Origin of the sequence: Nocardioides sp. AX2bis (genome assembly GCF_902506435.1) — a bacterium.
In the GTDB taxonomy this organism is placed as follows: domain Bacteria; phylum Actinomycetota; class Actinomycetes; order Propionibacteriales; family Nocardioidaceae; genus Nocardioides.
The window spans coordinates 1,551,323-1,576,073 of sequence record NZ_LR733215.1 but is presented as its reverse complement, the minus strand read 5'-3'; the positions used below and the strand labels follow the sequence as shown (position 1 = coordinate 1,576,073).

At 72.6% G+C, this 24,751-nt stretch carries 20 protein-coding genes, 2 tRNA genes, 1 rRNA gene and 1 pseudogene; 7 read left to right on the top strand and 17 right to left on the bottom strand.

The features are described 5' to 3' along the window. Positions 1–188: 188 nt before the first annotated feature. The gene (locus tag GV155_RS07495) at positions 189–713 is read left to right on the top strand and encodes a hypothetical protein (RefSeq protein ID WP_160006658.1); all 525 of its coding nucleotides are present in this window, start codon (positions 189–191) and stop codon (positions 711–713) included. A gap of 7 nt (positions 714–720) precedes the next feature. On the opposite strand, the gene GV155_RS07490 is transcribed toward GV155_RS07495, so the two are convergent. Beyond that, a complete protein-coding gene (locus GV155_RS07490; protein ID WP_236554140.1) occupies positions 721–1,668 on the bottom strand; it encodes a tetratricopeptide repeat protein in 948 nt (315 codons plus the stop codon). A 93-nt stretch (positions 1,669–1,761) separates the two neighbouring features. Then, positions 1,762–1,878, bottom strand: a 5S ribosomal RNA gene (gene rrf / locus GV155_RS07485). Positions 1,879–2,168: 290 nt separating this feature from the next. Between rrf and GV155_RS07480 the strand changes: the two genes are divergently transcribed. Then, positions 2,169–2,759 (top strand): DoxX family protein, encoded by a 591-nt coding sequence (locus GV155_RS07480; protein WP_160006655.1) that lies wholly within the window; start codon positions 2,169–2,171, stop codon positions 2,757–2,759. 25 nt (positions 2,760–2,784) lie between these two features. On the opposite strand, the gene GV155_RS07475 is transcribed toward GV155_RS07480, so the two are convergent. Both GV155_RS07475 and GV155_RS07470 read right to left on the bottom strand, forming a co-directional pair. Beyond that, positions 2,785–2,858, bottom strand: a tRNA-Ile gene (locus GV155_RS07475). A 90-nt stretch (positions 2,859–2,948) separates the two neighbouring features. After that, on the bottom strand, positions 2,949–3,323 hold the full coding sequence (locus tag GV155_RS07470; protein ID WP_160006653.1) for a hypothetical protein: 375 nt from the start codon (positions 3,321–3,323) through the stop codon (positions 2,949–2,951). Between the two features lie 90 nt (positions 3,324–3,413). Between GV155_RS07470 and GV155_RS07465 the strand changes: the two genes are divergently transcribed. Continuing rightward, positions 3,414–4,172, top strand: coding sequence for a PIG-L deacetylase family protein (locus tag GV155_RS07465; RefSeq protein ID WP_160006651.1), 759 nt, complete (start codon positions 3,414–3,416; stop codon positions 4,170–4,172). Positions 4,173–4,200: 28 nt separating this feature from the next. Here the strand turns inward: GV155_RS07465 and GV155_RS07460 are convergent, their stop codons facing one another. Next, complete coding sequence (locus tag GV155_RS07460) at positions 4,201–4,689, bottom strand: hypothetical protein (RefSeq protein ID WP_160006649.1); 489 nt, start codon at positions 4,687–4,689, stop codon at positions 4,201–4,203. A 205-nt stretch (positions 4,690–4,894) separates the two neighbouring features. Here GV155_RS07460 and GV155_RS07455 point away from each other — a divergent pair, with 205 nt between their 5' ends. Together GV155_RS07455 and GV155_RS07450 are read left to right on the top strand one after the other, a co-directional pair. Then, on the top strand, positions 4,895–5,602 hold the full coding sequence (locus GV155_RS07455) for a response regulator transcription factor (RefSeq protein WP_160006647.1): 708 nt from the start codon (positions 4,895–4,897) through the stop codon (positions 5,600–5,602). Then, complete coding sequence (locus tag GV155_RS07450) at positions 5,595–7,058, top strand: sensor histidine kinase (protein ID WP_160006645.1); 1,464 nt, start codon at positions 5,595–5,597, stop codon at positions 7,056–7,058. Before GV155_RS07455 ends, GV155_RS07450 begins: the two co-directional genes overlap by 8 nt. Positions 7,059–7,113: 55 nt before the next feature. Here the strand turns inward: GV155_RS07450 and GV155_RS07445 are convergent, their stop codons facing one another. Then, the gene (locus GV155_RS07445; RefSeq protein ID WP_160006643.1) at positions 7,114–7,770 is read right to left on the bottom strand and encodes a pentapeptide repeat-containing protein; all 657 of its coding nucleotides are present in this window, start codon (positions 7,768–7,770) and stop codon (positions 7,114–7,116) included. A 378-nt stretch (positions 7,771–8,148) separates the two neighbouring features. Between GV155_RS07445 and GV155_RS07440 the strand changes: the two genes are divergently transcribed. Beyond that, positions 8,149–13,140: a peroxidase family protein gene (locus tag GV155_RS07440; RefSeq protein WP_201300099.1), complete on the top strand. Its 4,992-nt coding sequence runs from the start codon at positions 8,149–8,151 to the stop codon at positions 13,138–13,140. Between the two features lie 112 nt (positions 13,141–13,252). On the opposite strand, the gene GV155_RS07435 is transcribed toward GV155_RS07440, so the two are convergent. The 5 genes and pseudogenes from GV155_RS07435 to GV155_RS07420 all read right to left on the bottom strand — a co-directional run bounded on the left by GV155_RS07435 (position 13,253) and on the right by GV155_RS07420 (position 17,895). Continuing rightward, positions 13,253–13,325, bottom strand: a tRNA-Asn gene (locus GV155_RS07435). An 85-nt stretch (positions 13,326–13,410) separates the two neighbouring features. Continuing rightward, positions 13,411–13,914 carry a hypothetical protein gene (locus GV155_RS07430; protein WP_160006641.1) on the bottom strand — a complete coding sequence of 168 codons (504 nt, stop codon included), beginning with the start codon at positions 13,912–13,914 and terminating at the stop codon, positions 13,411–13,413. Next, positions 13,911–16,145, bottom strand: coding sequence for a DNA primase (gene dnaG, locus GV155_RS07425; RefSeq protein ID WP_442938863.1), 2,235 nt, complete (start codon positions 16,143–16,145; stop codon positions 13,911–13,913). Before dnaG ends, GV155_RS07430 begins: the two co-directional genes overlap by 4 nt. Before the next feature lie 417 nt (positions 16,146–16,562). Then, positions 16,563–16,748 (bottom strand): annotated as a pseudogene (locus GV155_RS21120) (CHC2 zinc finger domain-containing protein); the annotation flags it as partial. A 232-nt stretch (positions 16,749–16,980) separates the two neighbouring features. Continuing rightward, a complete protein-coding gene (locus GV155_RS07420) occupies positions 16,981–17,895 on the bottom strand; it encodes a 2-hydroxyacid dehydrogenase (protein WP_160006638.1) in 915 nt (304 codons plus the stop codon). Between the two features lie 56 nt (positions 17,896–17,951). On the opposite strand from GV155_RS07420, the gene GV155_RS07415 reads away from it, so the two are divergent. Then, positions 17,952–18,533, top strand: a complete 582-nt coding sequence (locus GV155_RS07415) for a dienelactone hydrolase family protein (protein WP_160006636.1) — start codon at positions 17,952–17,954, stop codon at positions 18,531–18,533. 10 nt (positions 18,534–18,543) lie between these two features. On the opposite strand, the gene GV155_RS07410 is transcribed toward GV155_RS07415, so the two are convergent. The 6 genes from GV155_RS07410 to GV155_RS07385 form a co-directional block, all read right to left on the bottom strand. Further along, a complete protein-coding gene (locus GV155_RS07410) occupies positions 18,544–19,797 on the bottom strand; it encodes a deoxyguanosinetriphosphate triphosphohydrolase (protein WP_160006634.1) in 1,254 nt (417 codons plus the stop codon). 68 nt (positions 19,798–19,865) lie between these two features. Further along, a complete protein-coding gene (locus tag GV155_RS07405) occupies positions 19,866–20,807 on the bottom strand; it encodes a hypothetical protein (RefSeq protein ID WP_160006632.1) in 942 nt (313 codons plus the stop codon). A gap of 230 nt (positions 20,808–21,037) precedes the next feature. Next, positions 21,038–22,189, bottom strand: coding sequence for a tRNA dihydrouridine synthase DusB (gene dusB, locus GV155_RS07400; RefSeq protein ID WP_160006630.1), 1,152 nt, complete (start codon positions 22,187–22,189; stop codon positions 21,038–21,040). Between the two features lie 2 nt (positions 22,190–22,191). Then, positions 22,192–22,959, bottom strand: a complete 768-nt coding sequence (locus tag GV155_RS07395; protein WP_160006628.1) for a hypothetical protein — start codon at positions 22,957–22,959, stop codon at positions 22,192–22,194. Positions 22,960–22,976: 17 nt separating this feature from the next. Beyond that, positions 22,977–24,374, bottom strand: coding sequence for a glycine--tRNA ligase (locus GV155_RS07390; RefSeq protein WP_160006626.1), 1,398 nt, complete (start codon positions 24,372–24,374; stop codon positions 22,977–22,979). 54 nt (positions 24,375–24,428) lie between these two features. Continuing rightward, on the bottom strand, positions 24,429–24,749 hold the full coding sequence (locus tag GV155_RS07385) for an antibiotic biosynthesis monooxygenase family protein (protein WP_160006624.1): 321 nt from the start codon (positions 24,747–24,749) through the stop codon (positions 24,429–24,431). Positions 24,750–24,751: the final 2 nt, after the last annotated feature.

Below are 24,751 nucleotides of genomic sequence, written 5' to 3'. Positions count from 1 at the left end.
TCACGGTGGGAGATCTCCCACCTCGGCGCGAGGAACGCCTTCCCCAGCGGACTCGCACGACCTGGTGGTTCGAATGACGACCATGTAGTTGTGGGTCCATTGTGTCCCATGCGCCCCGTGCGCGCCAGTGGTCTCGACCAGTACGCGTCGACGTCCTGGGACCGACACCGTGGCCTACCCTGCGTGCTGTGGCCCCGTCCCCGTCGCTGCGGCTCTCACGCCGCCCTCAGACCCTGGGGGTCGTGCTGCCGATGCTGGTGGTGGCGCTGGCGACGTCCGCCGGCTACTACGTCACCACTCCCCCGCCACTGGCGGTCCAGGAGACGCCCGTGACGGCCACGGTGCCGTCAGGACAACCGGTCTACCTCGGCGTGTACACCCTCGACGAGGACGCCGGCCGGTCGCTGGACGTGCGCGGGGTCCAGGTCGATGTCACGAGCACCCGCGAGATCGCCGTCCAGCCCCTCGTGTGCGTCGGTGGCGACGTGGACGTCACCACCGCGCCGGACGGGTCGTGCCGCGACATCGTCGACCCGGCCGGAACCGACCTCGGACCGGAGGACGAGCTGATGCTCCAGGTCACCGGAAGCGGCGCCACCGTCGCCCTGATCGACCCCGTGAGGATCACGTTCACCGAGGGCGTGCGCCGCGGCGCCCGGCAGGCGGGCGCACCCGTCCGGGTCCGGGTGCTGCCCCCCGGGACACCGCGCTGACCTCCGGTCAGTCCTCGGTCGCCACCGGCGGACGCCCGGTCTCGTCGTCACGCCGGCGCTCGAGCTCGGCGGCACGCGCCTCGGCGTCGGTGAGCTGGTCGGCGTCGATCGCGTGGGTGCGGTGGAACCACTCGAGCGCCTCCCGCTGCTGCCCGGCGGCGACCAGGGTGTCGGCGTAGGCGTACCGCAGGCGCACGACCCAGGCGGACCGGTTCTGCGAGTTGATCGGCGCCTGCTCGAGCACCCGGAGGGCGGCGTCGAGCTGACCCATGTCGCGACGGGCTCCCGCCTCGACGATCGTCATCTCGGCACGCGCCTCGGGGGCGAAGTTCGCCACGCCGGGGCTCTTCGAGAGCTTCAGCGCCTGCTCCGGCTGGCCGAGGGCGCGGTGGCAGTCGGCCATGATCGGCAGGTACGCGGTCGCACCGTTGAGGCGCTTCGCCGCGCGGAGGTCGGAGAGCGCCTCGGCGTAGTGCCCGGCGGCGTAGGCCGCCTCACCGGCGGCCTCACGCACGACGGCGATCCGGGGCGCCCGAGCACGGGCTGCGAGAGCGTGCCGGTACGCCAGCTCGGGGTCGTCGTCGATGACCATCCCGGCGGCGGCGAGGTGGCGTGCCACCCGGGCCGCGAGCTTCTCGGGGAGACCCTTCAGCTGCCCGGTCACCGACCGGTCCAGCTCCTTGCCCGTCACGACGTCAGGCAGGTCGGGACCGTCGTAGATCGCCTGGTCCTCGGGGGTGCGCCGGATGCGTGCCGGCTTCTCCTCGGGCTTCTTGCGGTCGTCGGACCGCTTGTCCCGGTTGCCGGTGGGGCGCTGGCCGCCGCCACGACGGTCGTCGCTGGGCCGACCACGTCGGTCGTCGGATCCCCGCCCCGGGCGGTCGTCGGATCCTCGTCCGGTCCGTGCGCCGGAGTTCGTACTGCCCGATCGCGGGCCGCGTCGTTGCTCGACCACGACGTCTCCTCTGTGATGTTGGGTGCTGCTGTGTCCAGATGTGCCGAAATGCGAAGAGGCCATCGGTTGCCCGATGGCCTCTTGCAAAAAGTTGTCCGGCGGCGTCCTAGTCTCCCACAGCCTCGCGGTTGCAGTACCATCGGCGCTGAGAGGCTTAACTTCCGGGTTCGGGATGGGACCGGGTGTTTCCCTCTCGCTATGGCCGCCGTAACTCTATGACCCCTCCACACACACGCACCCAGCAGCTGTGCTCCTGATGGTGGTGGTGGGGGGTGGATTGTGTGGACGCGAGGACCCGGGTCACTAGGGNCCGCCGGTCTCCCGGACGCCCCCGCCACCCTCCCCCCAGGACCGGCGGGGGCGTTCGTCTTCGTCGGCGCCTCTGGCGCCGGAGGACCACCAGCTGAGGGACAAGGTCCCTGTCCGCGGAGCCTCATCGGGAACAAGGTCGTGCTCAGGGCCCCGCCACGGGTCCTGGAGGACCTACCCAGAGGAACGCCATGACCGCCCAGAGCGTCGCACCGATCCCCCGTCCGAGCACGACACCCGGCCGGACCCTCGTCGCCGGGCCGGCTGCGACCTTCCAGACCGACCTCGTCCACTCGCGACCAGCCCGACTCGTGCTCGGGGCCCTGCGCATCGTGCTCGGGTGGTACTTCCTCTGGGCGTTCGTCGACAAGCTCGTCGGCCTGGGGTTCATGACCGCTTCCGGCAGCGGGATGATCGACGGCGGCACCCCCGCCCAGGGCTTCATGTCGAACGCCTCCGGCCCGTTCGCGGGCTTCTTCAGCGCGATCTCGGGGCCCTGGGCCGACGTCGCCTTCATGGCCGGTCTCCTGGCCATCGGGCTCGCCCTCATCACCGGGTGCGGGCTCAAGATCACCGCCGTCGCCGGTGGCGCGCTGCTGGGCCTGATGTACCTCGCCGAGTTCCCTGTCGGCGCCGAGGCCGGCACCTACACCAACCCGGTGCTCGACGACCACTGGGTCGACGCACTGGCGATCGCGGTCATCTGGTTCACCCGGTCCGGCGACGCCCTCGGCCTCGGGCGCTGGTGGGGCGAGCGGGTCGGCGACAGCTGGCTCCGCTGAGCCGACCGGGTCCGGACGAGCGCGGTGGGGCGGGTGGGGCTCGAACCCACGACCCAAGGATTATGAGTCCTCTGCTCTAACCGACTGAGCTACCGCCCCGAGTGCCGCTGCACGTCCGTCGGACGCCGCACCGACCGCGGTGACCCTATCGGCCCCGCGACGGGGCGTCGCCGGCGTCCCCGTCGCGGGTCAGTCGTCGTCGTTGCGGCGCGAGTCGACGACCAGGGCCACGGTGTTGAGCGCCGCCCAGCCCATGGTCACGGCGAGCACCTTCTGACGCACGTCGGGGTCGGAGGTGCGGGCGGCGAGGACGAGGCCGTCGCCGACGTCGTTGAGGATGCGCAGCTTCATCGCGGTGCGCACGGTGCGACCCGAGCGGCCGAACATGCCGAAGGAGCTGATCGCCAGGTCGCGCACGGCATAGGTGCGGGCCAGGACCTCCCACGCGCCTATCTCGGACGACGGCGCCTCGACGGCCTTGCCGAGGTGGGCGGGCTGGACGAGGGCGAAGACGCCGTACCCGGCGGTGGCGGTGGACATGAGGCGGCTCAGCTTGTAGGTCATGCGTCCTGTCTACCCGCGCCCGCGTGGGCCCGAGTCACCCTCGGGGGTCGATCCCGACGGCGCCGGTGAGAGTCGTGGCACGCTCGGGTCATGACCGAGCAGCCGGCAGCATCCCTGGACCCCCTCGAGCCGTTGGACGAGACCTGGGCGAGCGCGCTGTGCGTCGTCGCCCACCCCGACGACCTGGAGTTCGGCGCCGCCGCGGCCGTCGCGCGGTGGACCGGGCAGGGCAAGCGGGTCGTGTACTGCATGGTGACCTCCGGCGAGGCCGGCATCGACGGCCTGCACCCCGACGAGTGCCGGCGGGTCCGCGAGGCCGAGCAGGTCGCCTCCGCCCGCTTGGTCGGCGTGGAGGACGTCGAGTTCCTCGGCCTGCCGGACGGCGTCCTGGAGTACGGCGTGCCCCTGCGCCGCGCGATCGCCGAGGTGGTGCGTCGGCACCGGCCGGACGTCGTGCTGACCAACAACCCCCGCGACACCTGGGGCGGACGGAACCTCAACCAGGCCGACCACATCGCCGTCGGCCGCGCCACCCTCGACGCCGTCCGCGACGCCGGCAACCGCTGGGTCTTCGCCGAGCAGCTCGTCGACGGCCTCGAGCCGTGGGGCGGGGTCGGTGCCGTCTGGGCGCACGGGTCCCCGCTGGCCGAGCACGGCGTCGACGTGACCGCGACCTTCGACGCCGGCGTCGCCTCGCTGGAGGCCCACCACGCCTACATCGACGGCCTGGGCTGGGAGCACTTCGACCCGAGGGAGTTCCTCGAGGGGATGGCCCGCCCGACCGGGCAACGCATGGGGGTCGCCCTGGCGACCTCGTTCGAGGAGTTCCCGATGGGCTGGGGCGGCTGAGGCCGCCCCAGCCCTGATCACCGGACCCTCAGGCGGCGGGAGTCGGGATCGCGCCGTCCGGGATCGCGGGAGCGTGCCGCTTCCCGTGCGGGGCGCACCCCGGCGGGGCCGGGACCGCCTCCGGCCCCTCACCCTTCGGCGGTGCCGGCACGAGCGGCGAGCAGGGAGGAGGCGTCGGCGCGGGCGCTCCGGCGTCGGCACGCGGGACGGGCACCACCGGGGACTCCCCCTCGGGGAGCGGGTCGGGTGTCGCCGGACAGTCCGCCGTCCCTGCGCCGCCCCCGCCCGAGACGGAGGCCTCGGCGGAGGACCCGGCCGGCTCCGTGCCCGGGGTGCCCGAGTCGGCCAGCGCCGGCACGGTCAGGGCCATGGCCATGCCGGCGAGCGCGCCGACCCCGAGGCCGACGACCAGGCCGGTGGCCGGGCGCCGCCTGCGCGGACGGCTGGTGGCGAGCACGGACGAGGGGTCGGCCGGCCGGGTCGTCGCACGGGTGGGGCGGCGGAAGAGGTTCTTCATCGGTCCTCCTGGGACGGGGCAGGTCGTGAGGGTCAGGGACGGGAGACCGATCACGGTTCTTCCTGCGGTGTCCTCGCCGGCGGGTCCGCCGGTCGAGGTGTGACGAGGACGAACCTGCTGCCCCCACCTGCGGGGAACCTGAAGAACGGACCCCCCAGCACGCTTCTTCAGGTGGACTTCAGCCAGGCGGCGGCAGACTGGCCCCGTGCCTCCCCCGTCCGCGACCACGACCCGCGACGCTGCGGGCCCCCGGATCCTGGTCGTCGAGGACGACGACGCCATCCGGTCCGCCCTCGAGCACTCGTTCGCCGGCGCCGGGTACGCCGTACGCGGCCTGCCCGACGGCGAGGCGCTCGAGGCCGAGGTCACTGGCTTCTCCCCCGCCCTGGTCGTCCTGGACTGGATGCTGCCGGGCCGCGACGGGCCGGCGCTGGTCGAGGTGGTGCGGCGACGCAGCGACGCGGCGATCGTGATGCTGACCGCGCGCGAGGCCGTCGAGGACCGGCTGCTCGGCTTCGACGTGGGCGTCGACGACTACCTGGCAAAGCCGTTCGTGGTGGAGGAGCTCCTGGCCCGGGTGCGCGCGGTCCTGCGCCGGACGGGTGCGATCGCCACCACGGTGGTCGTCGACGACCTCGAGGTCGACGAGGGCGCGGGCCGGGCGACCCGGGCCGGCCACCACGTGCCGCTGACGGCCACGGAGTTCCGGCTGCTGGTCTTCCTGGCACAGCACCGCGACCGGGTCCTGTCGAACGCCCAGATCCTGAGCCAGGTCTGGGGCTACGACGAGTACGCCGACAACCTGGTCCAGGTCCACCTCAGCGCGCTGCGCCGCAAGATCGAGGTCCACGGGCCCCGGTTGATCCACACCGAGCGCGGACTCGGCTACGTGCTGCGCGCTCCCCGTGGCTGAGCCGCGGGCGGGCAGGCCGCCCGGGCCGACCGACGCCCTGCGTACGCCGTCGCTGCGGCGCCGGGTGACCGTGGTGGTGACCGTCCTGATGGCCGTGATGCTGCTGGTCCTCGTCGCCGCGACCGGGCTGACGCTGCGCGAGCGGTTCGACTCCCAGCTGCGGCAGCGGCTCCTGGACCGGGCCGACGTCGCCACCGCGCTCGCCGACCAGGTCGAGGACCGTGACCTGGCCCGCCGTCTGGAGGGTGAGGGCGTCTCGGTGGTGCTCACCACCGCCGGCGGCGAGCGGTACGCGGAGGGTCCGCTGGCCGGAGCTGCGGACCCGCCCGCCGCCGCCGTCGACGACGCCGAGGTCGAGCCGGGCAATGCCCCTCCAGGACCGCGGGGCGAGACCTCGCTACCTGCGCTCCCCACGCCGGGGGGAGGTGTCCAGCAGAGCGGCGACCTCCTGTCCGTCTCCGCCGACCTGCCCGACGGGAGGACCGTCGTCCTCCTCGCCGACGCCGGGGGAGCGAGGTCCACCGTGGCGCAGGTGCTGGTCGTGCTCGTCGTCGCCGCGCTGCTGGTGCTGCTCGGCACGGTGCTGGTGGTGCCGGTCGTGGTCGGCCGGGCCCTCGGCCCGCTGGACCGGATCACCGCCGTCGCCCGGTCCATCACGGGCGGCGACCGGGCCCGCCGGATCCGCCCGCAGGACCCCTCCACCGAGCTCGGCCGCACCGCGGAGGCGTTCGACGAGATGCTCGACGCCGTCGTCGGGGCGGAGCGACGGGCGACGACGTCGGAGGCGAGGCTGCGCGACTTCGTCGGCGACGCCGCGCACGAGCTGCGGACGCCGGTCGCCGGCATCCAGGCCACCGCCGAGCACCTGCTCCGTGACGACCCCGGTCGCGCGGAACGGGAGGCGGCGCTGCTGACCCTGGTCCGGGAGACCCGTCGCGCCGGGCGCCTCGTCGACGACCTGCTGACGATGGCCCGGGTGGATCGCGGGCTGGACCTGCGCCGGGGGGTCGTCGACCCGGTGGCCCTCGTCGACGGGGTCCTGGCCGCCCGACGCCACTCCCATCCGGGGGCGACCCTGCGGAGGCACGGTTCGGCACCCGCGGTCGACGGCGACCCGGACCGGCTCGCGCAGGTCGTCGGGAACCTCGTCGACAACGCCGTCGCCGCGACGGGGGGCCGGGGCACGGTCGACGTGCACCTGTCGCAGACCGGCCCGGACGTGGTCGTCGAGGTCGACGACGACGGGCCGGGCGTGCCCGACGGCGAGCGGGAGCGTGTCTTCGAGCGCCTGGTGCGCCTCGACCCCCGCGGGCCGGGCTCCGGCCTGGGCCTGCCGATCGCGCGGGGGATCGCTCGCGCCCACGGCGGCGACCTGGTCTGCGTGCCACGTCCCTCCCCCGGCAGGGGGGCGCGCTTCAGGTTCTCGCTGCCGGCCGCGACCTCACCGCCCGGCTGAGTCGTCCTCCGGGACCAGGGCGACCGCCAGGAGCACCAGCCCGGAGGAAGCTCCGCTACTCGACCCGGAGTCCCAGGCCGGCCGCCATCAGGGGTGCGAGCAGCATCAGCTGGTCCGGACCGATCGTGGCGCCCCCCAGGCTGGTGAGCCCGTCGAGGCCGTCGAAGGTCGCGCCCCGCAGGTCGACGTCGTGCAGCTCGGCCTGCCGCACGTCGAGAGCACCGATCCGCGTCCCTCGGAGCCCCACCCGTCGGGCCACCACGCTGCCGAGGTCGAGCTCCTCGATCATGCAGTCGGTGAAGGCGACGTCCACCAGCTCCGCCCCGCGCAGGTTGACGAAGGACAGCTTGCAACCGACGAAGTGGACCGAGCGCCACTGCACCTCGTAGGCCTCCAGCGACCCGAGCCGCCCGGTGACCCGCACGTCGCGCCACTGGCTGCGGGCGGCACGGACGACCGGGAGGTTGACCCGGTCGAGCTCGACCTCGTTCAACCGAGCCCCCCGGAGGTCGGTCTCGTCGGCGGAAACGTCGGCGAACCGGGCCGAGGCGATCAAGGCCCCGGGCACGCTGAGCTCGGCGAGCGCCAGGTCGGCGTAGAGGACGGAGTCGAGGTCGGCGTTCCGGACGAGGTCGTCCGCGTCGCCCGGGGTGAGGTCCCCGAGACGGATCGTGTCGATCTGGGGCGGCTTGGTGCTCGCAGGGGTACGCACCGGCCGAGCCTGGCACACGACCCTGGACGCACCGAGGGCCTGGCAGGGCGCCGCCGGGGTCCCCGCGCGCAAGGAACCCACAAGGTCCTGCGTTCAAGGTGGCGGCAATCGTCCTAGAGAAGCGGGGTTGCCATGAAGCTCAGAGAACGAAGTTCGGCGTCCAGGGGAGCCGCGGCTCGGTCTGCTCCCCCGCCAGGTGACCACCGTCCCCGAGCAGCTCGAAGCCGCGGCCGTCGTCTCACAGCCCTGCTCACCACCATGACCGTGCCGGCGGTCCTCTTCGCCCAGGCTGCTGGCGTGCCGGCCACCAGTGCTCCGCCCGCTCTCACGGGGGCGGTGGCTGCCGCGGCCGCGGCGCCGGTGGGTCAGGGCTTCACCGTGAGCCCGTCCGACCTCTCCTACATCCTGAAGCAGATCAGGGTCGCGGAGGCGCACGTCGCCGGCACGACCCCGGCCACCGGCCCCTGCGGTGCGCTCCTCGGCACCGGACCCAACCAGCTCTCCAGCCCCCTGCTGTCCTTCGGGCTGCGGACGGTCGACGGCTCCTGCAACAACCTCGTCGCCGGCCAGGAGAGGAACGGCGCCACCGACGAGCTGTTCCCCCGGCTCGCCGACTCCCGGTACCTGGCGGCCGAGGACGTGCCCCCCGGGTTCGGGCCCGGCGGGACGACGACCTACGCCCAGAAGTCGGGCAACGTCTTCGACACGCGGCCCCGCACGGTGAGCAACCTGATCGTGGACCAGACGTCCACCAACCCCGCCGCCGTCGCGGCGGCCGGCTTCCCCGTCAGGACCCAGGGCAACGAGGGCGTCCAGCCGTGCACCACGGACCCTGACCCGCTGGCCGATCCCCCGGTGGTCGCGGTCCCGGCGAACTGCACCCCGTCGCACGAGACCTTGTTCATCCCCAACGTCACCACCGACGTGGGTCTCTCCCCGCCCTACAACTCGATGTTCACGCTGTTCGGTCAGTTCTTCGACCACGGCGTGGACCAGACGGTCAAGGGCGGCAGCGGCACCGTCTTCGTGCCGTTGAAGGACGACGACCCGCTCGTGGCGGGCGCGGACCACGTCTTCGGCAACGCCGACGACCTGGACCCCAACCTGCGGTTCATGGTGATGACCCGCGCCAGGAACCAGCCCGGCCCGGACAACGTCCTGGGGACCTCGGACGACGTCCAGGAGGCCAAGAACACCGACTCGCCCTGGGTCGACCAGAGCCAGACCTACACCTCGCACGCCTCCCACCAGGCATTCCTGCGGGAGTACGCGAACAGCTCCGCCGGCCGTCCGGTCGCGACCGGCCGCCTGCTCGGCGGCGCGGTCGGTGCTCCTGCCGACCAGGACACCGGCATGGCGACCTGGGCCACCACGAAGGAGCAGGCTGCGGTCCTGCTGGGACTCGAGCTCACCGATGCCGACGTCCTCGACGTCCCCATGCTCGCGGTGGACGCCTACGGGAACTTCGTGCCCGGACCGCTCCGGGGACTGCCGCAGTACGTGACCGACTCCGGACTGGTCGAGGGTGACACGAGCGCCCCGGTCCCGGTCCCGGCCGACGTCCAGCACATCGACACCCCCTTCCTCACCGACATCGCGCACAACGCGGAGCCCAAGGCCGGCCTCGAGCCGGATGCCGACACCACGGCGTCCGCCGACTTCGCGGCGCAGCCGGCCGGCACCTACGACGACGAGATGCTCGACGCCCACTTCATCGCCGGCGACGGTCGGGTCAACGAAAACATCGGCCTGACCGCCATCCACCAGGTCTTCCACTCCGAGCACGACCGCCTGGTCGAGGACATCCAGACCACCCTGGACCTGCCGGCCAACGCGGCGCTCAAGACACGCTTCGAGGCTGTCAGCGCCTCTACCTTCACCTACGGGGAGCGTCTCTTCCAGGCGGCACGCTTCGTGACGGAGATGGAGTACCAGCACCTCGTGTTCGAGGAGTTCGCCCGCAAGGTCCAGCCTGCGATCAACCCCTTCGAGCCGTTCGCCTTCACCCAGACCGACCTCAACCCGGCGATCAGGGCGGAGTTCGCCCACGCCGTCTACCGCTTCGGCCACTCCATGCTGACCGAGACGATCTCCCGCACCAACGCGAACGGGTCGAGCAACGACATCTCGCTCCTCGACGGGTTCCTGAACCCTCCCTCGTACACCGATGGCGGTCCTGCGGGGGAGCTGACTCCCGCCCAGGCAGCGGGCAGCGTCGTCATGGGCATGTCCGACCAGACCGGGAACGAGCTGGACGAGTTCGTCACGGACACGCTCCGCAACAACCTGCTGGGCCTCCCCCTCGACCTGGCGACGATCAACATGACCCGAGCGCGGTCCGAAGGGGTGCCCCCGCTGAACGTCTTCCGCCGTCAGCTCTACAACCGGACCAACGACGGTCAGCTCAAGCCCTATATCAGCTGGGTGGACTTCGGGGAGAACATCAAGCACCCGGAGTCGCTCGTCAACTTCGTCGCGGCCTACGGCCGCCACCCCACCATCCTCAACGCTCCAGGGGGCGGACCGGCGACGCTGGCGTCGAGGAGAGAAGCAGCCAGGCGGATCGTCAACCCCGTGCTGGGTGACCCCGACGTCCCCGCGGACGCCGACGACTTCATGAACAGCACCGGTGCGTGGGCCGACACCGGCACCACCTCGACCACCGGGTTGGACGACATCGACCTCTGGGTCGGCGGTCTGGCCGAGAACACCACCCCGTTCGGCGGTCTGCTCGGCACCACCTTCAACTACGTGTTCGAGAACCAGATGACCGACCTCCAGAACGGTGACCGGCTCTACTACCTGGCCCGTACGCCGGGCATGAACCTGCGCGCCCAGCTCGAGGGCAACTCGTTCGCGGAGCTCATCGAGCGCAACACCGAGGGCACGAACACCCTCAAGGCGGACGTGTTCGCGACGGCCGACTGCAAGTTCCAGCTGGGCAACCTCACCTCCCCCGCGGCGGCGGGCAGCTTCGCCGTCGGCCCGACGTCGATCAACGACGACCCGTCGACCGAGTGCAACGAGAACAGGCTGCTCCTGAAGAAGTCGGACGGCACGATCCAGTACCGCCAGTTCAACTCCGTCGACCCGGCCGGCATCAACGGCCAGAGCGTCTACAACGGCACCCCCGGTGTCGACCGCGTGTGGGGCGGCAACGACAACGACACCTTCTGGGGCGACCTCGGGAACGACGTCATCGAGGGCGGCGCCGGAGCCGACGTCGCACTCGGAGGCGACGGTGACGACATCATCACCGACACCGCCGGGGACGACGTCCCCAAGGGTGGTCCCGGCGACGACGCGATCGACGCCGGCATCGGGCTCGACATCCTCATGGGCGGCAACGGCAAGGACTTCAGCAACGGTGGAGCCAACGCCAACGAGACCTTCGCGGGGGCGGGCGACGACTTCGTCCTCCTCGGGCAGAGCCTCGACGCCGCCTTCGGTGACAGCGGGGACGACTGGGAGGAGGGCGGCGACCAGCCGGACCTCATGCAGGGGGACAGCGGCAATCTCTTCTTCCTCGACGACTCCCAGCTGCCAGGTCACGACATCCTCGTCGGCCAGGGCGGCGACGACGACTACGACATGGAAGGCGGGGACGACATCGGCGTCGGCGGAGCCGGCATCGAGAAGGTGGCCGGAGCCTCGGGCTTCGACTGGGAGATCGGCCAGGGTGAGCCGCAACGGCAGGACCTGGACCTCGCGCTCCCGATCCCTCCGCTGGGCATCCTGCAGGTAGGCGTGCGCGACAAGTTCAACGAGGCCGAGGCCTTGTCCGGCTGGAAGTTCGACGACGTGCTCCGAGGCGACGACGTCGTCCCGGCCACCGTCGGAGGTGCCGGGTTCGTCGGGTGCGACGTGCTGGACCAGTCCGGGCTCGACCGCATCGCCGGACTCGACGCGCTCGTGCCGACCCTGGACACGCCGTTGACCGACGTGGTCGCCCAGTCGGCGTCCCAGGACTGCCCGGTCCTGAGCGGTCCGAACGTGTGGGGCGCCGGCAACATCCTGCTCGGTGGCGCCGGCAGCGACCTCATCGAGGGTCGCGGGGCCGACGACGTCGCGGACGGTGACGCGTACCTCAGCGTCCGCCTGAGCGTGCGCACCAACCCGGACGACCCGTCCACCGAGATCGGCAGCGCTAGCATCGAAGGACCTGGGCAGAGCGCCATGACCAGCCAGTACCTGCGGGACGGCGCCGGAGCCCTCACCGGTCCGACGCTGCAGGAGGCCGTGTTCGCAGGCCGGGTCGACCCGGGCAACATCGTGGCGGTCCGCGAGGTGCTGACCGGTTCCGGCGGCACGGACACCGCGGTGTTCAGCGGCGCTCGTGCGGACTACACCATCACCACCGACGGCAGTGCGGTCACGGTGGCGCACGACGGCGGTGCGGGTGCCGACGGGACGGACACCCTCCGCAACGTCGAGCAGCTGCAGTTCTCCGACCGGACCATCACGGTCGCCGTTCCTGCCGCGCCGACCATCGGCGCCGCGACCGCGGGCAGTGCCTCGGCGATCGTGACCTGGGCCGCTCCGGCACCCAACGGGTCCTCGGCGGTCACCGGCTACGAGATCGTCGCCACGCCGACCACCGGCACCGCAGTCACGGCGACCGGCATCCTGCCGACCGCCACCAGCGGGACCATCACGGGGCTGACCAACGGCACGACGTACACCCTCCAGGTGCGCGCCGTGAACGACACCGGCGCCGGGGCGCTGTCCGCGGCCTCCAACCCGGTCACCCCGGCGCAGGTCGCCACCGTTCCGGCCGCTCCGACGGGCGTCAGCGCCACGGCCGGCAGCGCCTCGGCGACGGTCAGCTGGGTCACACCCGGCGACGGTGGGTCGGCCATCACGTCCTACCGGATCCAGGTCCGCACGGGCGCGACGATCGTGCGCACCATCGGCAACATCGCACCCACGGCGACCAGCAGCATCGTCACCGGGCTGACGAACGGCACGGCGTACAACTTCCGTGTCGTCGCGGTCAACGCGGTGGGGGTCGGGCCGGTCTCGGCGGCCTCGAACGTGGTCACACCCGCAGCCGTGACAGTCCCGGGGAGGCCGGCGATCGGTACTGCGGTGGCCGGGGTCGCAGGAGGTGCCGTCACGGCGACAGCCAACTGGCCCGCGGCCACCAACACCGGCGGTTCGCCCATCACGGGCTACCGGATCCGGGCGCTGCGGATCGGCCTCCTCGGGATCGTGCTCTCCACGACGACCTCGGCGGTGCAGCCCGCCACGGCGCGGTCGCTGCAGATGACGCTCCCCGCCGCCGGCAACTACCGGTTCACGGTCGAGGCCATCAACGCGGTCGGGAACAGCGCGCAGTCGCCGAGGTCCAACCTGGTCGCAGGGAGGTAGCGGCGGCAGCATCCGTCCGGTGTCCGCAGTCCCTGGGCTGCGGGCACCGGCACGGCCCAGGACGACAGAACCCCGCCTGACCCGCTCGTGCGGGTCAGACGGGGTTCCACTGCTCCCCCGGTTGGACTCGAACCAACAACCCTCCGGTTAACAGCCGAATGCTCTGCCAATTGAGCTACAGGGGATCGGGTGCAGCGCGCACACATTAGCAAGCGTCCGGACCGGGGTGAAAATCGGTCCCCGCCCATGGCGGCCGGCCCGGCCGACTGCTCAGGGGGTGGTGTCGCCGACCTCGTCCCGGGCGGCGGCGAGAGCGGCGGCGGCCGCCCTCTCGACGGCGGGGTCGTCGGGCTCGACCCCGGTGTCGTACTCGGTCAGCCACACGATCGGGTGACGGCCCGAGGGCGCGCGCCGGCCGATCACGCGGACGCCGCGCTTGCCGTGCACCGCCACGTGCCGCTGCAGCACGATGCTCGCGGTGACCCGCTCGCGCACCAGCTCCAGCAGCGTGCGCGGGTCCGGGACGGCCATCTCGTGGACCGCCCGCACCTCGCCCCAGGTGCCGACCTCGGCGATCGTGAAGCGTTCCTCGTCGACGTCCCAGTCGGCGCTCTCGACCTGCTCCCACGGCAGGCGCACACCGCCGGGAAGGTACGCCGCGTCGCGCGTGCCGGCGAGCACGCCACCCTCGGCGGCCGTGGTCCAGGCCAGGACCCGCTCCCCCGGCGCGACGTCGACGGGCGGCATCGGGTCGCGCCGGCGCAAGCCCTTCACAGCCCCGCCATCCGGTCGCGCAGCAGGCGGCGGTGCTGCTCGAGCGCGGCCAGCTCGCCGAACATCCGGTTGTACTCGGTGGGCTGCTCGACGGGGTTCGTGCGCTGCAGACGCGACTTCACCTCGGCGATCCGCCGGGCCGCGGTGAGCTCCATCAGCCGCACCACGTGCAGCAGGACGTACGGGGCGTCCGGCTCCTTGGCCGTCTTGAGCGGCTCGACGCCCAGCGCGCTGATCGCCGACGAGATCGCGGGGTCGGCGGCGGCGTCGCGGACGCGGGTGCCCCACGACGGGTCGCCGGCCGCGGCCGAGGGCCCGCCCGCGGCGGACACGGCCGCCCAGACGCCCCGGTAGGTCGGGTGGGTGAAGTCGTTGGCGCCGATGTCGGCGGTGGTGCGCCCGATCGCCATCGGGTGCTGGACGACGAGCTTGAGCGTCTCCCGCTCGATCGCGAACCGTGGGTCGCGCAGGTCGGGGACGGCGCTGCGGGCCGGCCGCTCGGCGGTCGTGGCCGTCTCGCGGTCCCCCCGCCGGTCGCGCTCGGGGCGGCCGCCGCGCTGGGTCGGCGCCGGACGCCCGGCGGCACGACGCACCTCGGCGCGCACGTCGTCGGGGTCCGCGCCGACCATGCCGGCGAGCTCCCGGGCGAAGGCGTCCACCTTCGAGCGGTCGCGGATGCTGGAGACCAGCCGGGCGCCCTCGCGCACGGCGTCGACGCGGCCGTCGGCACGGTCCAGGTCGTACTTGCCGACGACGTTGGACAGCACGAAGCGGTAGAGCGGGAGCCGCTTCGCGACCAGCTCGCGCACCGCGGCGTCACCCTGCTGCACCCGCAGGTCGCAGGGGTCCAGGCCGGTGGGCTCGACCGCGACATAGGTCTGGGAGACGAAGTTCTGGTCGCCCTCGAAGGCCTTGAGCGCCGCCTTCTGGCCGGCGGCGTCGCCGTCGAAGGTGAAGATCACCTCGCCGCGGAACTCCTCGTGGTCGTGCAGGAACCGGCGCAGCACCCGGGTGTGGTCGTCGCCGAAGGCGGTGCCGCAGGTGGCCACGGCGGTGCCGACGCCGGCGAGGTGACAGGCCATCACGTCGGTGTAGCCCTCGACCACGACGGCCTGCGACGAGCGCGCCATCTCGCGGCGCGCGAGGTCGAGGCCGTAGAGCACCTGGCTCTTCTTGTAGATCTGCGTCTCGGCGGTGTTGAGGTACTTCGCCTCGATCCGGTCGTCGTCGAAGATCCGCCGGGCACCGAAGCCGATCGTGTCGCCACCGGCGTCGCGGATCGGCCACATCAGGCGGCCGCGGAACTTGTCGTACGCCGAGCGCCCCACGGCGACCAGCCCACCGGCCACGACCTCCTCCTGGCTGAACCCGCGCCCACGGAGGTGCTTGAGCAGCGCCTCCCCGTCGCGTGGGGAGAACCCGACGCCGAAGGTCCGGGCCGCGTCCTGGTCGAACCCGCGCCCGATCAGGAAGTCGCGTGCCTGCTGGGCGGCCGGGGTGCCGAGCTGCTCGGCGTAGTACTCCTGGGCGGCCTTGTGCGCCTCGACCAGCCGACCGCGCCCGGGCCCCTTGGGCCGGTCGTCGTCGCCGTCCTCGCGGCGCAGCGGCACGCCGTACTTCTCCGCCAGCCGCTCGATGGCCTCGACGAAGGACAGCCCGTCGATCTTCATCAGGAAGGACAGGACGTCCCCGCCTTCTCCGCAACCGAAGCAGTTGCCGGTGAGGAGGTTGTCCTCCAGCACGAAGGCGTGTCCGTCCTCCACCTCCGCGCAGAACACCTCCTCGACGCGGTCCGTGGCCTCGACCGAACGAACGGTCCACCCACGGCGCGCGTACGACTTCTCGGCAGCGAGGAACCTCTCCCGGTGGTGGTCGAGGAGGAAGAAGGCCTCGGTCAAGGTGTCGGTGACGAAGTGCACCCTGTGCACCTCGGAGGGCTCCCTGCCTGGGAAGCCCTCCCGCACCTGGGTGGTGATGCCGTAGGTGTCGATACCGAGACGGGTGCAGATGTCCCGCACGAACTCCAGGTCGGTGCGTGACGCTGAGTTCAGCATCACCGTGCCGTCCTCCGCCACGCACCCGTCTGCGGCGACGTAGCCGGCGAGCCAGCCGTAGAGGTAGGAGACGGACTCGTCACGCGGGGGCAGGGACTTGAAGAAGCGAGGGAGGTGGTGGACGAGCAGGTTGTCACCCGAGGCCGTGGTGTGACTGTTGGGGAACCACTTGAGCATCGCCAGGTCCTTCGGCGGACAGATCAGGGCCAACGACCCCGTGCCTGACCTGGTGCCGTCGCCGTAGGTGAACCCGTGCGCGATCCCGAACGGTGACGGCGTCGTCCGGCCGATGAGTGATCTCGGGAAGACGGTGACCAAGCGGTCGTCGCGCTTGAGGTCGGTGGTCAGGACCTCGCGACGCCCGCTCCGCCCCGCGCCGGACCGCACGAACCACCGGTGGCCGTCGGTCGCGTAGACCTCCTTGACCTGACGGTTGCGGGTCAGCGTGATCCGATGCAGGCGCTGCTGTCCGTAGCTGCGGAACGGCGCGGAGACCCACTGTCCCGAGGCACCGAGGATCGTGTGCTCCCCGCCCGCCAGCTCGGAGATCGGCCGAGCGCCCTCGGAGGTGAGGACGCGGGTCTCCCCCGCCAGGCAGTGCCAGAACTGACGCTGGGGGTTGACGTTGAAGGACGGCGACTTCTCGTCGTGGAAGGGGCAGAGCCCCTTCATCGAACCGCCGCCGGCGTTGCGCAGGGTGACGTAGGAGGAGACGACGTCGTCGATGCGGGCCTTCTCGCGCACCGTCGCTATGTCGTCCTCGCGGATCCGTCCTGCCACGCTCGGAGTCTACGGGCGGACGCCGACGTCCGTCGGCCGGGCGGCGCGGCCTGGGGAGAACGGCGTCCCGGTGGACCACCTGTGCCTCTCGGCGTCGGTCGTCCTGCGTAGTGAACGGCGCCGGACGGCAAACGGCAGCGCGTCACCCCAGGTCAGCGAGGTGTGGACGAGTCCCGCGTGCGATCCGCGGCCGATCACTACGCGGGACGCACCCGACCTGACCGCAGGTCGGTCAGTAGTCGCCGTCCATGACGTTCTCCAGCGGCTCGCCCGCGGCGAAGCGCTCGAGCTGCTCGCGCACGAGGCGGTAGGCCCGCGGCCACATCGCGTCGCTGAGCCCGCCGACGTGCGGGGTGAGGATCAGGCCGCGGGCGTCCCACAGCGGGCTGTCGTCGGGCAGCGGCTCGGTCTCGAAGACGTCGAGGGCGGCCCGCAGCCGGCCGGTGCCGAGCTCGGCGAGCAGGGCGTCGGTGTCGACCACGGCGCCCCGGGCGACGTTGACCAGGAGGGCGCCGTCCGGCAGCGCGGCCAGGAAGTCGGCGTCGACCAGGCCGCGGGTGGCGTCGGTGAGCGGCACCAGCAGCACGACGACGTCCTGCTCGGGCAGCAGCGAGGGCAGCTCGTCGGTGGCGCGGACGCCCTCGCGGGCGGTGCGCCCGACCATGGTCACCTCGGCCTCGAAGGCCTCGAGCCGACGCTGGAGGGCCGAGGCGATCGACCCGGCACCCACCACGGCGACCCGCTTGCCGGCCAGCGCCCCGCGCCAGGCCGGGCTCCACTCCCGGCGGTCCTGGGCCCGGACGAACCGGGGCAGGTCGCGCAGGCCGGCCAGCACCAGCAGGAAGGCCAGCTCGGCGGTGGAGGTGTCGTGGATGCCGCGCCCGTTGCACAGGGTGACGTCGGCGGGCACGCTCGCGCGCACCGCGTCCACCCCGGCCGTGAGGGTCTGCACGACCCGCAGCCGCTCCATGCCCTTGACGGCCTCGCCGAGCTGGTCGCCCAGGTCGTAGGGCGTCACGACGAGCTCGACCTCGCCGACCGACGCCGGCACCTCGTCGAGGGTCGGCACCACCTCGTAGCGCAGGCCGGCAGGCACGTCGCCGAGCTCGGAGGGGTCGAAGGGCAGCCAGACCAGCGGTTCGCTCACACGGGCGAGGCTAGCGATCCCGTGACGCCGTCGGCGTCGGGGTCCATGCTGTGCCGATGACCGAGATCCTGATGTTCCACCACGCCCAGGGCCTGACGGCCGGCGTCTCCCACCTGGCCGACCGGTTCCGCGCCGCCGGGCACGTCGTGCACACCCCCGACCTCTACACCGGCCACGTCTTCGAGGACCTCGAGGAGGGCCTCGACCACGCCCGCTCCGTGGGGTTCGGCGAGGTCGCGGCCCGCGGCCTCCGGGCGGCGGCCGACCTCGGCACGCGCGACCTCGTCGTCGCCGGGCTCTCGCTCGGCGCGATGCCCGCGCAGGAGCTCGCCCAGACGAGCCCGTCGGTGCGGGGCGCGCTCCTGCTGCACGGCTGCATCCCGCGTCAGGAGTTCGGCGACGGCACCTGGCCGGCCGGGGTCCCGGTGCAGGTGCACGGGATGGACGCCGACCCGTTCTTCGCCGGCGAGGACCTCGACGCCGCGCGCGACCTGGTGGCCGTGGCCGACGACGCCGAGCTGTTCGTCTACCCCGGCGGGGAGCACCTCTTCTCCGACGACAGCCTCCCGTCGTACGACGACGCCGCCACCGCCCTGCTCACCCAGCGGGTCCTGACGCTGCTGCGCCGCGTGGGCTGAGGGCGGCCCGTCAGGTGGTCAGCGTGCGGTGCCGGTCGACGGCGCCGGCGTCGGTGAACGAGGCGACCTGGTCGACCACGACCCGCAGCCGCGCGTCGTCGTCGGCCGCGGCGTGCCAGTCGGCGGCGTACGCCGGGTCCAACCCGGCCGGGGCGTGCTCGAGCAGCACCGCGACGAGCTCGTGGACCAGCTCGCGCTGACGCTCCATGTCACGGACCCGGTCCTCGGCCTGCATCACGTAGTGCGCCGCGACCCCCTTGAGCAGCCCGATCTCCAGCCGGGTGCGCTCCGGGACGACCAGGTCGGCGCGGTAGCGCACGAACGGTCCGTCCTGGGCGGACCGGGTCGCGTGCTGGACGGCCCCGCAGAAGCGGCCGATCAGGTCGCTGGTGAGGTTCTTCAGCGCCGCCTGGCTGCCGCGGGTGCCGTCGTAGGCGCGGGTCGGCCAGCTCTCCACCGCCCGCAGCCCGGCGAGGACGTCGTCGAGCAGGTCGTCCTCGGCCTCGGGGAGGTACCACCCGCGCACCGTCGACCAGACCTCGGCCCGGTCCTCCCCGCGCCCCAGACCGGCGAGCTCGACGCGACCGACGACGGTGCCGTCCTCCACGTCGTGCACGGAGTAGGCGACGTCGTCGGCGAGGTCCATCACCTGCGCCTCCAGGCAGCGCCGGTGCCCCCGGTCGGTCCCGCGCAGCCAGGTGAAGACCGGCTCGTCGTCGGCGTAGACGCCGAACTTCCCCGCAGGGGTCCCGGTGGGTCCGGCGTCGCGGCGCCAGGGGTACTTCGTGCAGGCGTCGAGCGTGGCCCGGGTCAGGTTCAGGCCCACCGAGCGCCCCTCGGCGTCGGCGGTCTTCGACTCCAGGCGGGTCAGCAGCCGCAGGGTCTGGGCGTTGCCCTCGAAGCCGCCGCAGGCCTCCGCCACCTCGGCCAGCACCCGCTCCCCGTTGTGCCCGAACGGCGGGTGCCCGAGGTCGTGGGCGAGCGCCGCGGTCTCGGCGATGTCGGGCAGGCTGCCGAGCGCCCGGGACAGGTCACGGGCGACCTGGGCCACCTCGAGGCTGTGGGTCAGCCGGTTGCGCACGAAGTCGTGGCTGTGCGGCCCGACCACCTGCGTCTTGGCCGCCAGCCGCCGGAAGGAGGCGGCGTGCACGAGCCGGGCACGGTCGCGCTCGAAGGCGGTGCGGACCGGGGCGTCGACCCGCTTCGGAGGCTCCTCGACGAGGCGTTCGCGGTCACCCTCGTCGTAGAGCAGGTCGGCGTCCATCGGCGCGAGACTAGCCGCGCCGACGGACGCCGGTGCCGTCCGGTCCCCAGGACCGGGCGTGGTGGTGCTCAGTACGTGGTGACGTGCACGTGGTCGTAGTGGTTGGCGGTGGTGGACCCGCGGTCCTCCATGCCCCGCCAGCCCTCGGCCGCGCGGTCGACGGACCAGATCTGCTGGGAGTAGATGATGTAGTTGATGCCCAGCGAGCCGGCGTTCGCACGCAGGTAGTCGGCGATGTCGTAGCCGGTCTGGCCCGACGTCATGATGTCGACCGCGAGGCCCTGGGCGTGCTCGCCGTCGCTGCGGAAGGTGCCGTAGGTGCTGATCTCGGGCCACGCGGCGCAGACCGCGGCGTGCACCGAGACGATGTTGGCACTGACGCCGGAGGGCACCGAGGTGCCGTTGGTGCAGCCGCCGCTCGTGTCGACCGCGCTGCCGGACGCCGTGGCGGTCTCCGGCTCGGGCTCGGGCTTCGGCTCGGGCTCGGGCTTCTCGTCGGCGAGGTAGCCCGCGGTCACCCAGCGGGACGCACCGTCGACGACGACCTCGTCGCGGCCGAGGAAGGTGCGGCCGGTGGCCAGCACCTTGTCGGCGGACTCGAGCAGGCCGACGTTGGCCGCGGCGTCGGACGGGCCGGACCACAGGTTCAGGTCGGCGGTCGACCACCGCTGGTCGTCGGCGGCGGCGACGGCACGGTCGACGGCCGCCGGGGCGGTGACGCGCTCGAGGGCGGTCGGCACCTCCTCGAGCGTGGTCCCGCGGACCGCCGAGCGCGAGAGCGGCGCGAGGCCACGGTCGGCCGCCAGCTCCACCTCGGGGGCGGCGGCCACCTGGCCGGAGCCGGTGTCGGAGGGGTCGTCGGCCATCAGGACCGAGGCTGCCGGGGAGGAGCTGAGCACTCCGACGGAGACGACGGAGAGGGTCGCCAGAGCGGCGACGGAGCCGGCCAGGACGCTGGGTCGGGGCAGGCGGCGGGCATTGGTGTCCCGCTTGTGGCTGGATTCGGCCACAGCGCAGATCCTTTGCTGATCGAGGTCAGGACAAGTGGGACGGGTTCGCACGATCGCGTCCCCATCACGGCACAGTCGAGGAGTCAAGCACACGGTCTGCGACGCTGGACAATCGCCACGAGGATCCGGGACGTGGGTCCCGTCACCCTTCCGTGACTCGTTCGTGACCTTTTCGTGACCTTGGTCCCGAGTCCCACGGACGTACGTCCGGCGCTCGCCAACCGGGCCCGTCAGCCGCCGGTGGCCTCGTCCGAGGCCTCGACCAGCACCGTCGAACGACCGTCGGTGTCGTCCAGCCACCCCTCGGGCAGCACGACGCGCCCCCGGGGCGACCCCTGGCGTCCGCGCGGGGCGCCCAGCTCGGAGACGGGGTACGGCTCGTCGACGTCGAGGTCGGCGAGCAGGTCGTCGAGGCCGGCCAGGGTGTCGATCAGCCCGAGCGCCCGACGTCGGTCGCCGCCGACGGCGAAGCCCTTGAGGTACCAGGACACGTGCTTGCGGAACTCGCGGCAGCCCCGCTCCTCCCCCATGTGACGCGACAGCAGCTCGGCGTGACGGCGCATCATCGCCGACACCTCGCCCAGCCGCGGCAGGGTGGCGGTCTCCTCGCCGGCGAAGGCAGCGGCGAGGTCGCGGAACAACCAGGGCCGCCCGAGGCAGCCGCGACCGACGACGACGCCGGCGGCACCGGTCTGCTCGACCATCCGGACCGCGTCCGCGGCCTCCCAGATGTCGCCGTTGCCCAGGACCGGGATGTCGACGCTGGACGCGAGCTCGCCGATCGCGTCCCAGTCGGCCTGGCCGGAGTAGGCCTGCGCCACCGTGCGGCCGTGCAGGGCGATCGCCGCGACCCCGGTCTCCTGGGCGATCCGACCGGCGTCGAGGTAGGTGAGGTGGTCGCGGTCGAGCCCGAGCCGCGTCTTCATCGTCACCGGCACCCCGTACCGGGCTGCGGCCTCGACGGCACCCTCGAGGATGTCGGCGAGCAGGCCGCGCTTCCACGGCAGCGCCCCGCCGCCGCCCTTGCGGGTCACCTTCGGCACGGGGCAGCCGAAGTTGAGGTCGACGTGGGCCACGCCGTGCTCGGCGCAGAGGATCTCGGTGGCGCGGGCCACGTAGGTCGGGTCCGTGCCGTACAGCTGCACCGAGCGGACCTGCTCGGCCTCGTCGAAGACCAGCATGTCCAGCGTGTGCCGGTCGCCCTCGACCAGGCCACGGCTGGTGATCATCTCGCAGACGTAGAGCCCGGCCCCGTGCTCGGCGCAGAGCCGGCGGTAGGCCGCGTTGGTGATCCCGGCCATCGGGGCCAGCACGACCGGCGTCTCGACGGTCAGGTCACCGAGGCGGAGCGGCCCGGGGAGGGTGGCGGTGGAGGTCGGCATGCTCAGCCGTTGCCCCCGCCGCCGTTGCCGCCGCCCTGGTTCCCGCCGCTGTTGCCGCCGCCCTGGTTCCCGCCGCCGCTCCCGGCCGGCTGCTGCACGTCGCCGGCCCAGGTGATCGCGTCGAAGTCCTGGTCGGGCCGGAAGCTGACGCCGGCCAGCTCCTGGCCCTCGGGGGCCAGGAAGACCAGGCAGCCCCGGGTAGTGTCGCCCTTGGCGAAGGTCTTCGGCAGCGGGGCGCTCGGGCAGGGCTCGAAGTCACCGGCGAAGGTGGAGGCCTCGATCAGCGTGTTGGCGTCGTCGAGCAGGTAGAGCGGGACCGGACGGCCACCGAGGTCGGTGCGCCCCTCGTTGGTGACGGAGACGTCGACGAAGTACGGGGTGGAGGCGCGGGTCCGGTCGTCGAGCTGCCAGCCCTCGAAGGACTCCTCGAAGGTCGTCTCGCGCAGCTCGCGCACGGTGATGCCGAGCACGCCGACCCGGTCCTGGCGCGGCTCGTAGGCCACGACGGCCTCGTCGCCGACACCGAGCAGGCTCCCCTGGGGCGTGAGCTCGACGCCGTCGGGCACCGGGAGGTAGGGCTCGGCGCTGGGCGCGTCGGTGGCCTCCGACGACTCCTCGCTGCTGGCCGAGGAGTCCTCGGACGGCGCGGCGTCCGCCGCCTCCTCCGAGCCGCCGGAGCAGCCGGCGAGCGCGGAGGCACCGAGGACGACGACCGCGAGGCCAGCGCCGAGGCGGGTACGACGACGCGTGCGTGTGCTGAGCCCGTTCACCGCTCCATTGTGCACGGTCAGCACCCGACGAGCCGCTCGGCGAACCAGCCGGTGAGCCGGTCCAGCCCGATCCGCTCCTGGCTCATCGTGTCGCGCTCGCGGACGGTGACGGCCTGGTCCTCGAGGGTGTCGAAGTCCACGGTCACGCAGTACGGCGTCCCGATCTCGTCCTGGCGGCGGTAACGACGACCGATCGCGCCGGAGTCGTCGAAGTCGACGTTCCAGTTCCGGCGCAGCTCGGCGGCCAGGTCCTTGGCCTTGGGCGTGAGGTCGGCGTTGCGCGACAGCGGCAGCACCGCGACCTTGACCGGCGACAGGCGCGGGTCGAGGCCGAGCACGGTGCGCTTGTCCACGCCGCCCTTGGTGTTGGGCGCCTCGTCCTCGCGGAAGGCGTCGACCAGGAACGTCATCAGGCTCCGCGAGAGGCCGGCGGCCGGCTCGATGACGTACGGCGTGTAGCGCTCCCCGGCGGCCTGGTCGAAGAACGACAGGTCCTGGCCGGAGGCCTCGGCGTGCGTGGAGAGGTCGAAGTCGGTGCGGTTCGCGACGCCCTCGAGCTCGCCCCACTCGGAGCCGGCGAACCGGAAGCGGTACTCGATGTCGACGGTCCGCTTGGAGTAGTGGCTCAGCTTCTCCTGCGCGTGCTCGTAGTGGCGCAGGTTGGCGGGGTCGATGCCGAGGTCGACGTACCACTGGGTGCGCTGGTCGATCCAGTACTGGTGCCACTCCTCGTCCTCGCCGGGCTTGACGAAGAACTCCATCTCCATCTGCTCGAACTCGCGGGTGCGGAAGATGAAGTTGCCCGGGGTGATCTCGTTGCGGAAGCTCTTGCCGATCTGGGCGATCCCGAACGGCGGCTTCATCCGGCTGCTGGTCACCACGTTGGCGAAGTTGAGGAAGATGCCCTGCGCGGTCTCGGGGCGCAGGTAGTGCAGGCCGGACTCGTCCTCGACCACGCCGAGGTAGGTCTTGAGCAGCCCGGAGAACTGGCGCGGCTCGGTCCAGGCGCCGCGGGTGCCGCAGTTGGGGCAGGCCAGCTTCGTGAGGTCGACCGCGTCGGGGTCCTCGAGGCCCTTGCGCTCGGCGTGCTCCTCCTGGAGGTGGTCGGCACGGAAGCGCTTGTGGCAGGACTGGCACTCGGTCAGCGGGTCGGAGAAGGTCGCGACGTGGCCACTGGCCTCCCAGGTGCGCCGGGGCAGGATGATCGCGGAGTCGAGGCCGACCATGTCGTCGCGCATCTGGACCATCGAGCGCCACCACTGGCGCTTGATGTTCTCCTTCAGCTCGACGCCGAGCGGGCCGTAGTCCCACGCGGAGCGGGTGCCGCCGTAGATCTCGCCACTGGGGAAGACGAAGCCGCGGCGCTTGGCCAGCGAGACGACGAGATCGACGGTGGACGGCGGTGGCTTGGCCACGGGCAACAGCTCCTCGGCAGGGTCACGGCCGGCCGGCTGCCGGTCGCGAAGCGCTCAGCCTAACGACCGCGCGGACCCCTCGTTGAGCACGGTGCCGGGCTCGACGACCTCGTAGGCGCTCGGCTCGTCGAGCGCCCGACCGAGCACCGGGACGGCGTGCAGCTTCACGTCGTAGGACGACAGCGCACGACGGTAGGCCCCGACGTGCTCCCAGCGCGTGGTCAGCACCCACAGGTCGGGGTCGTCGACGTTGCGGCCCACGGTGCCGTCGAGGTAGCCCGGCCGCTCGGAGAGCGCCTGGCGGGCCCGGTCGAGGTCGAGCCGGAACCCCGGCGCCTCGGCGGCGGGGACGCGGAAGCGGGTGACGACGAGCACGC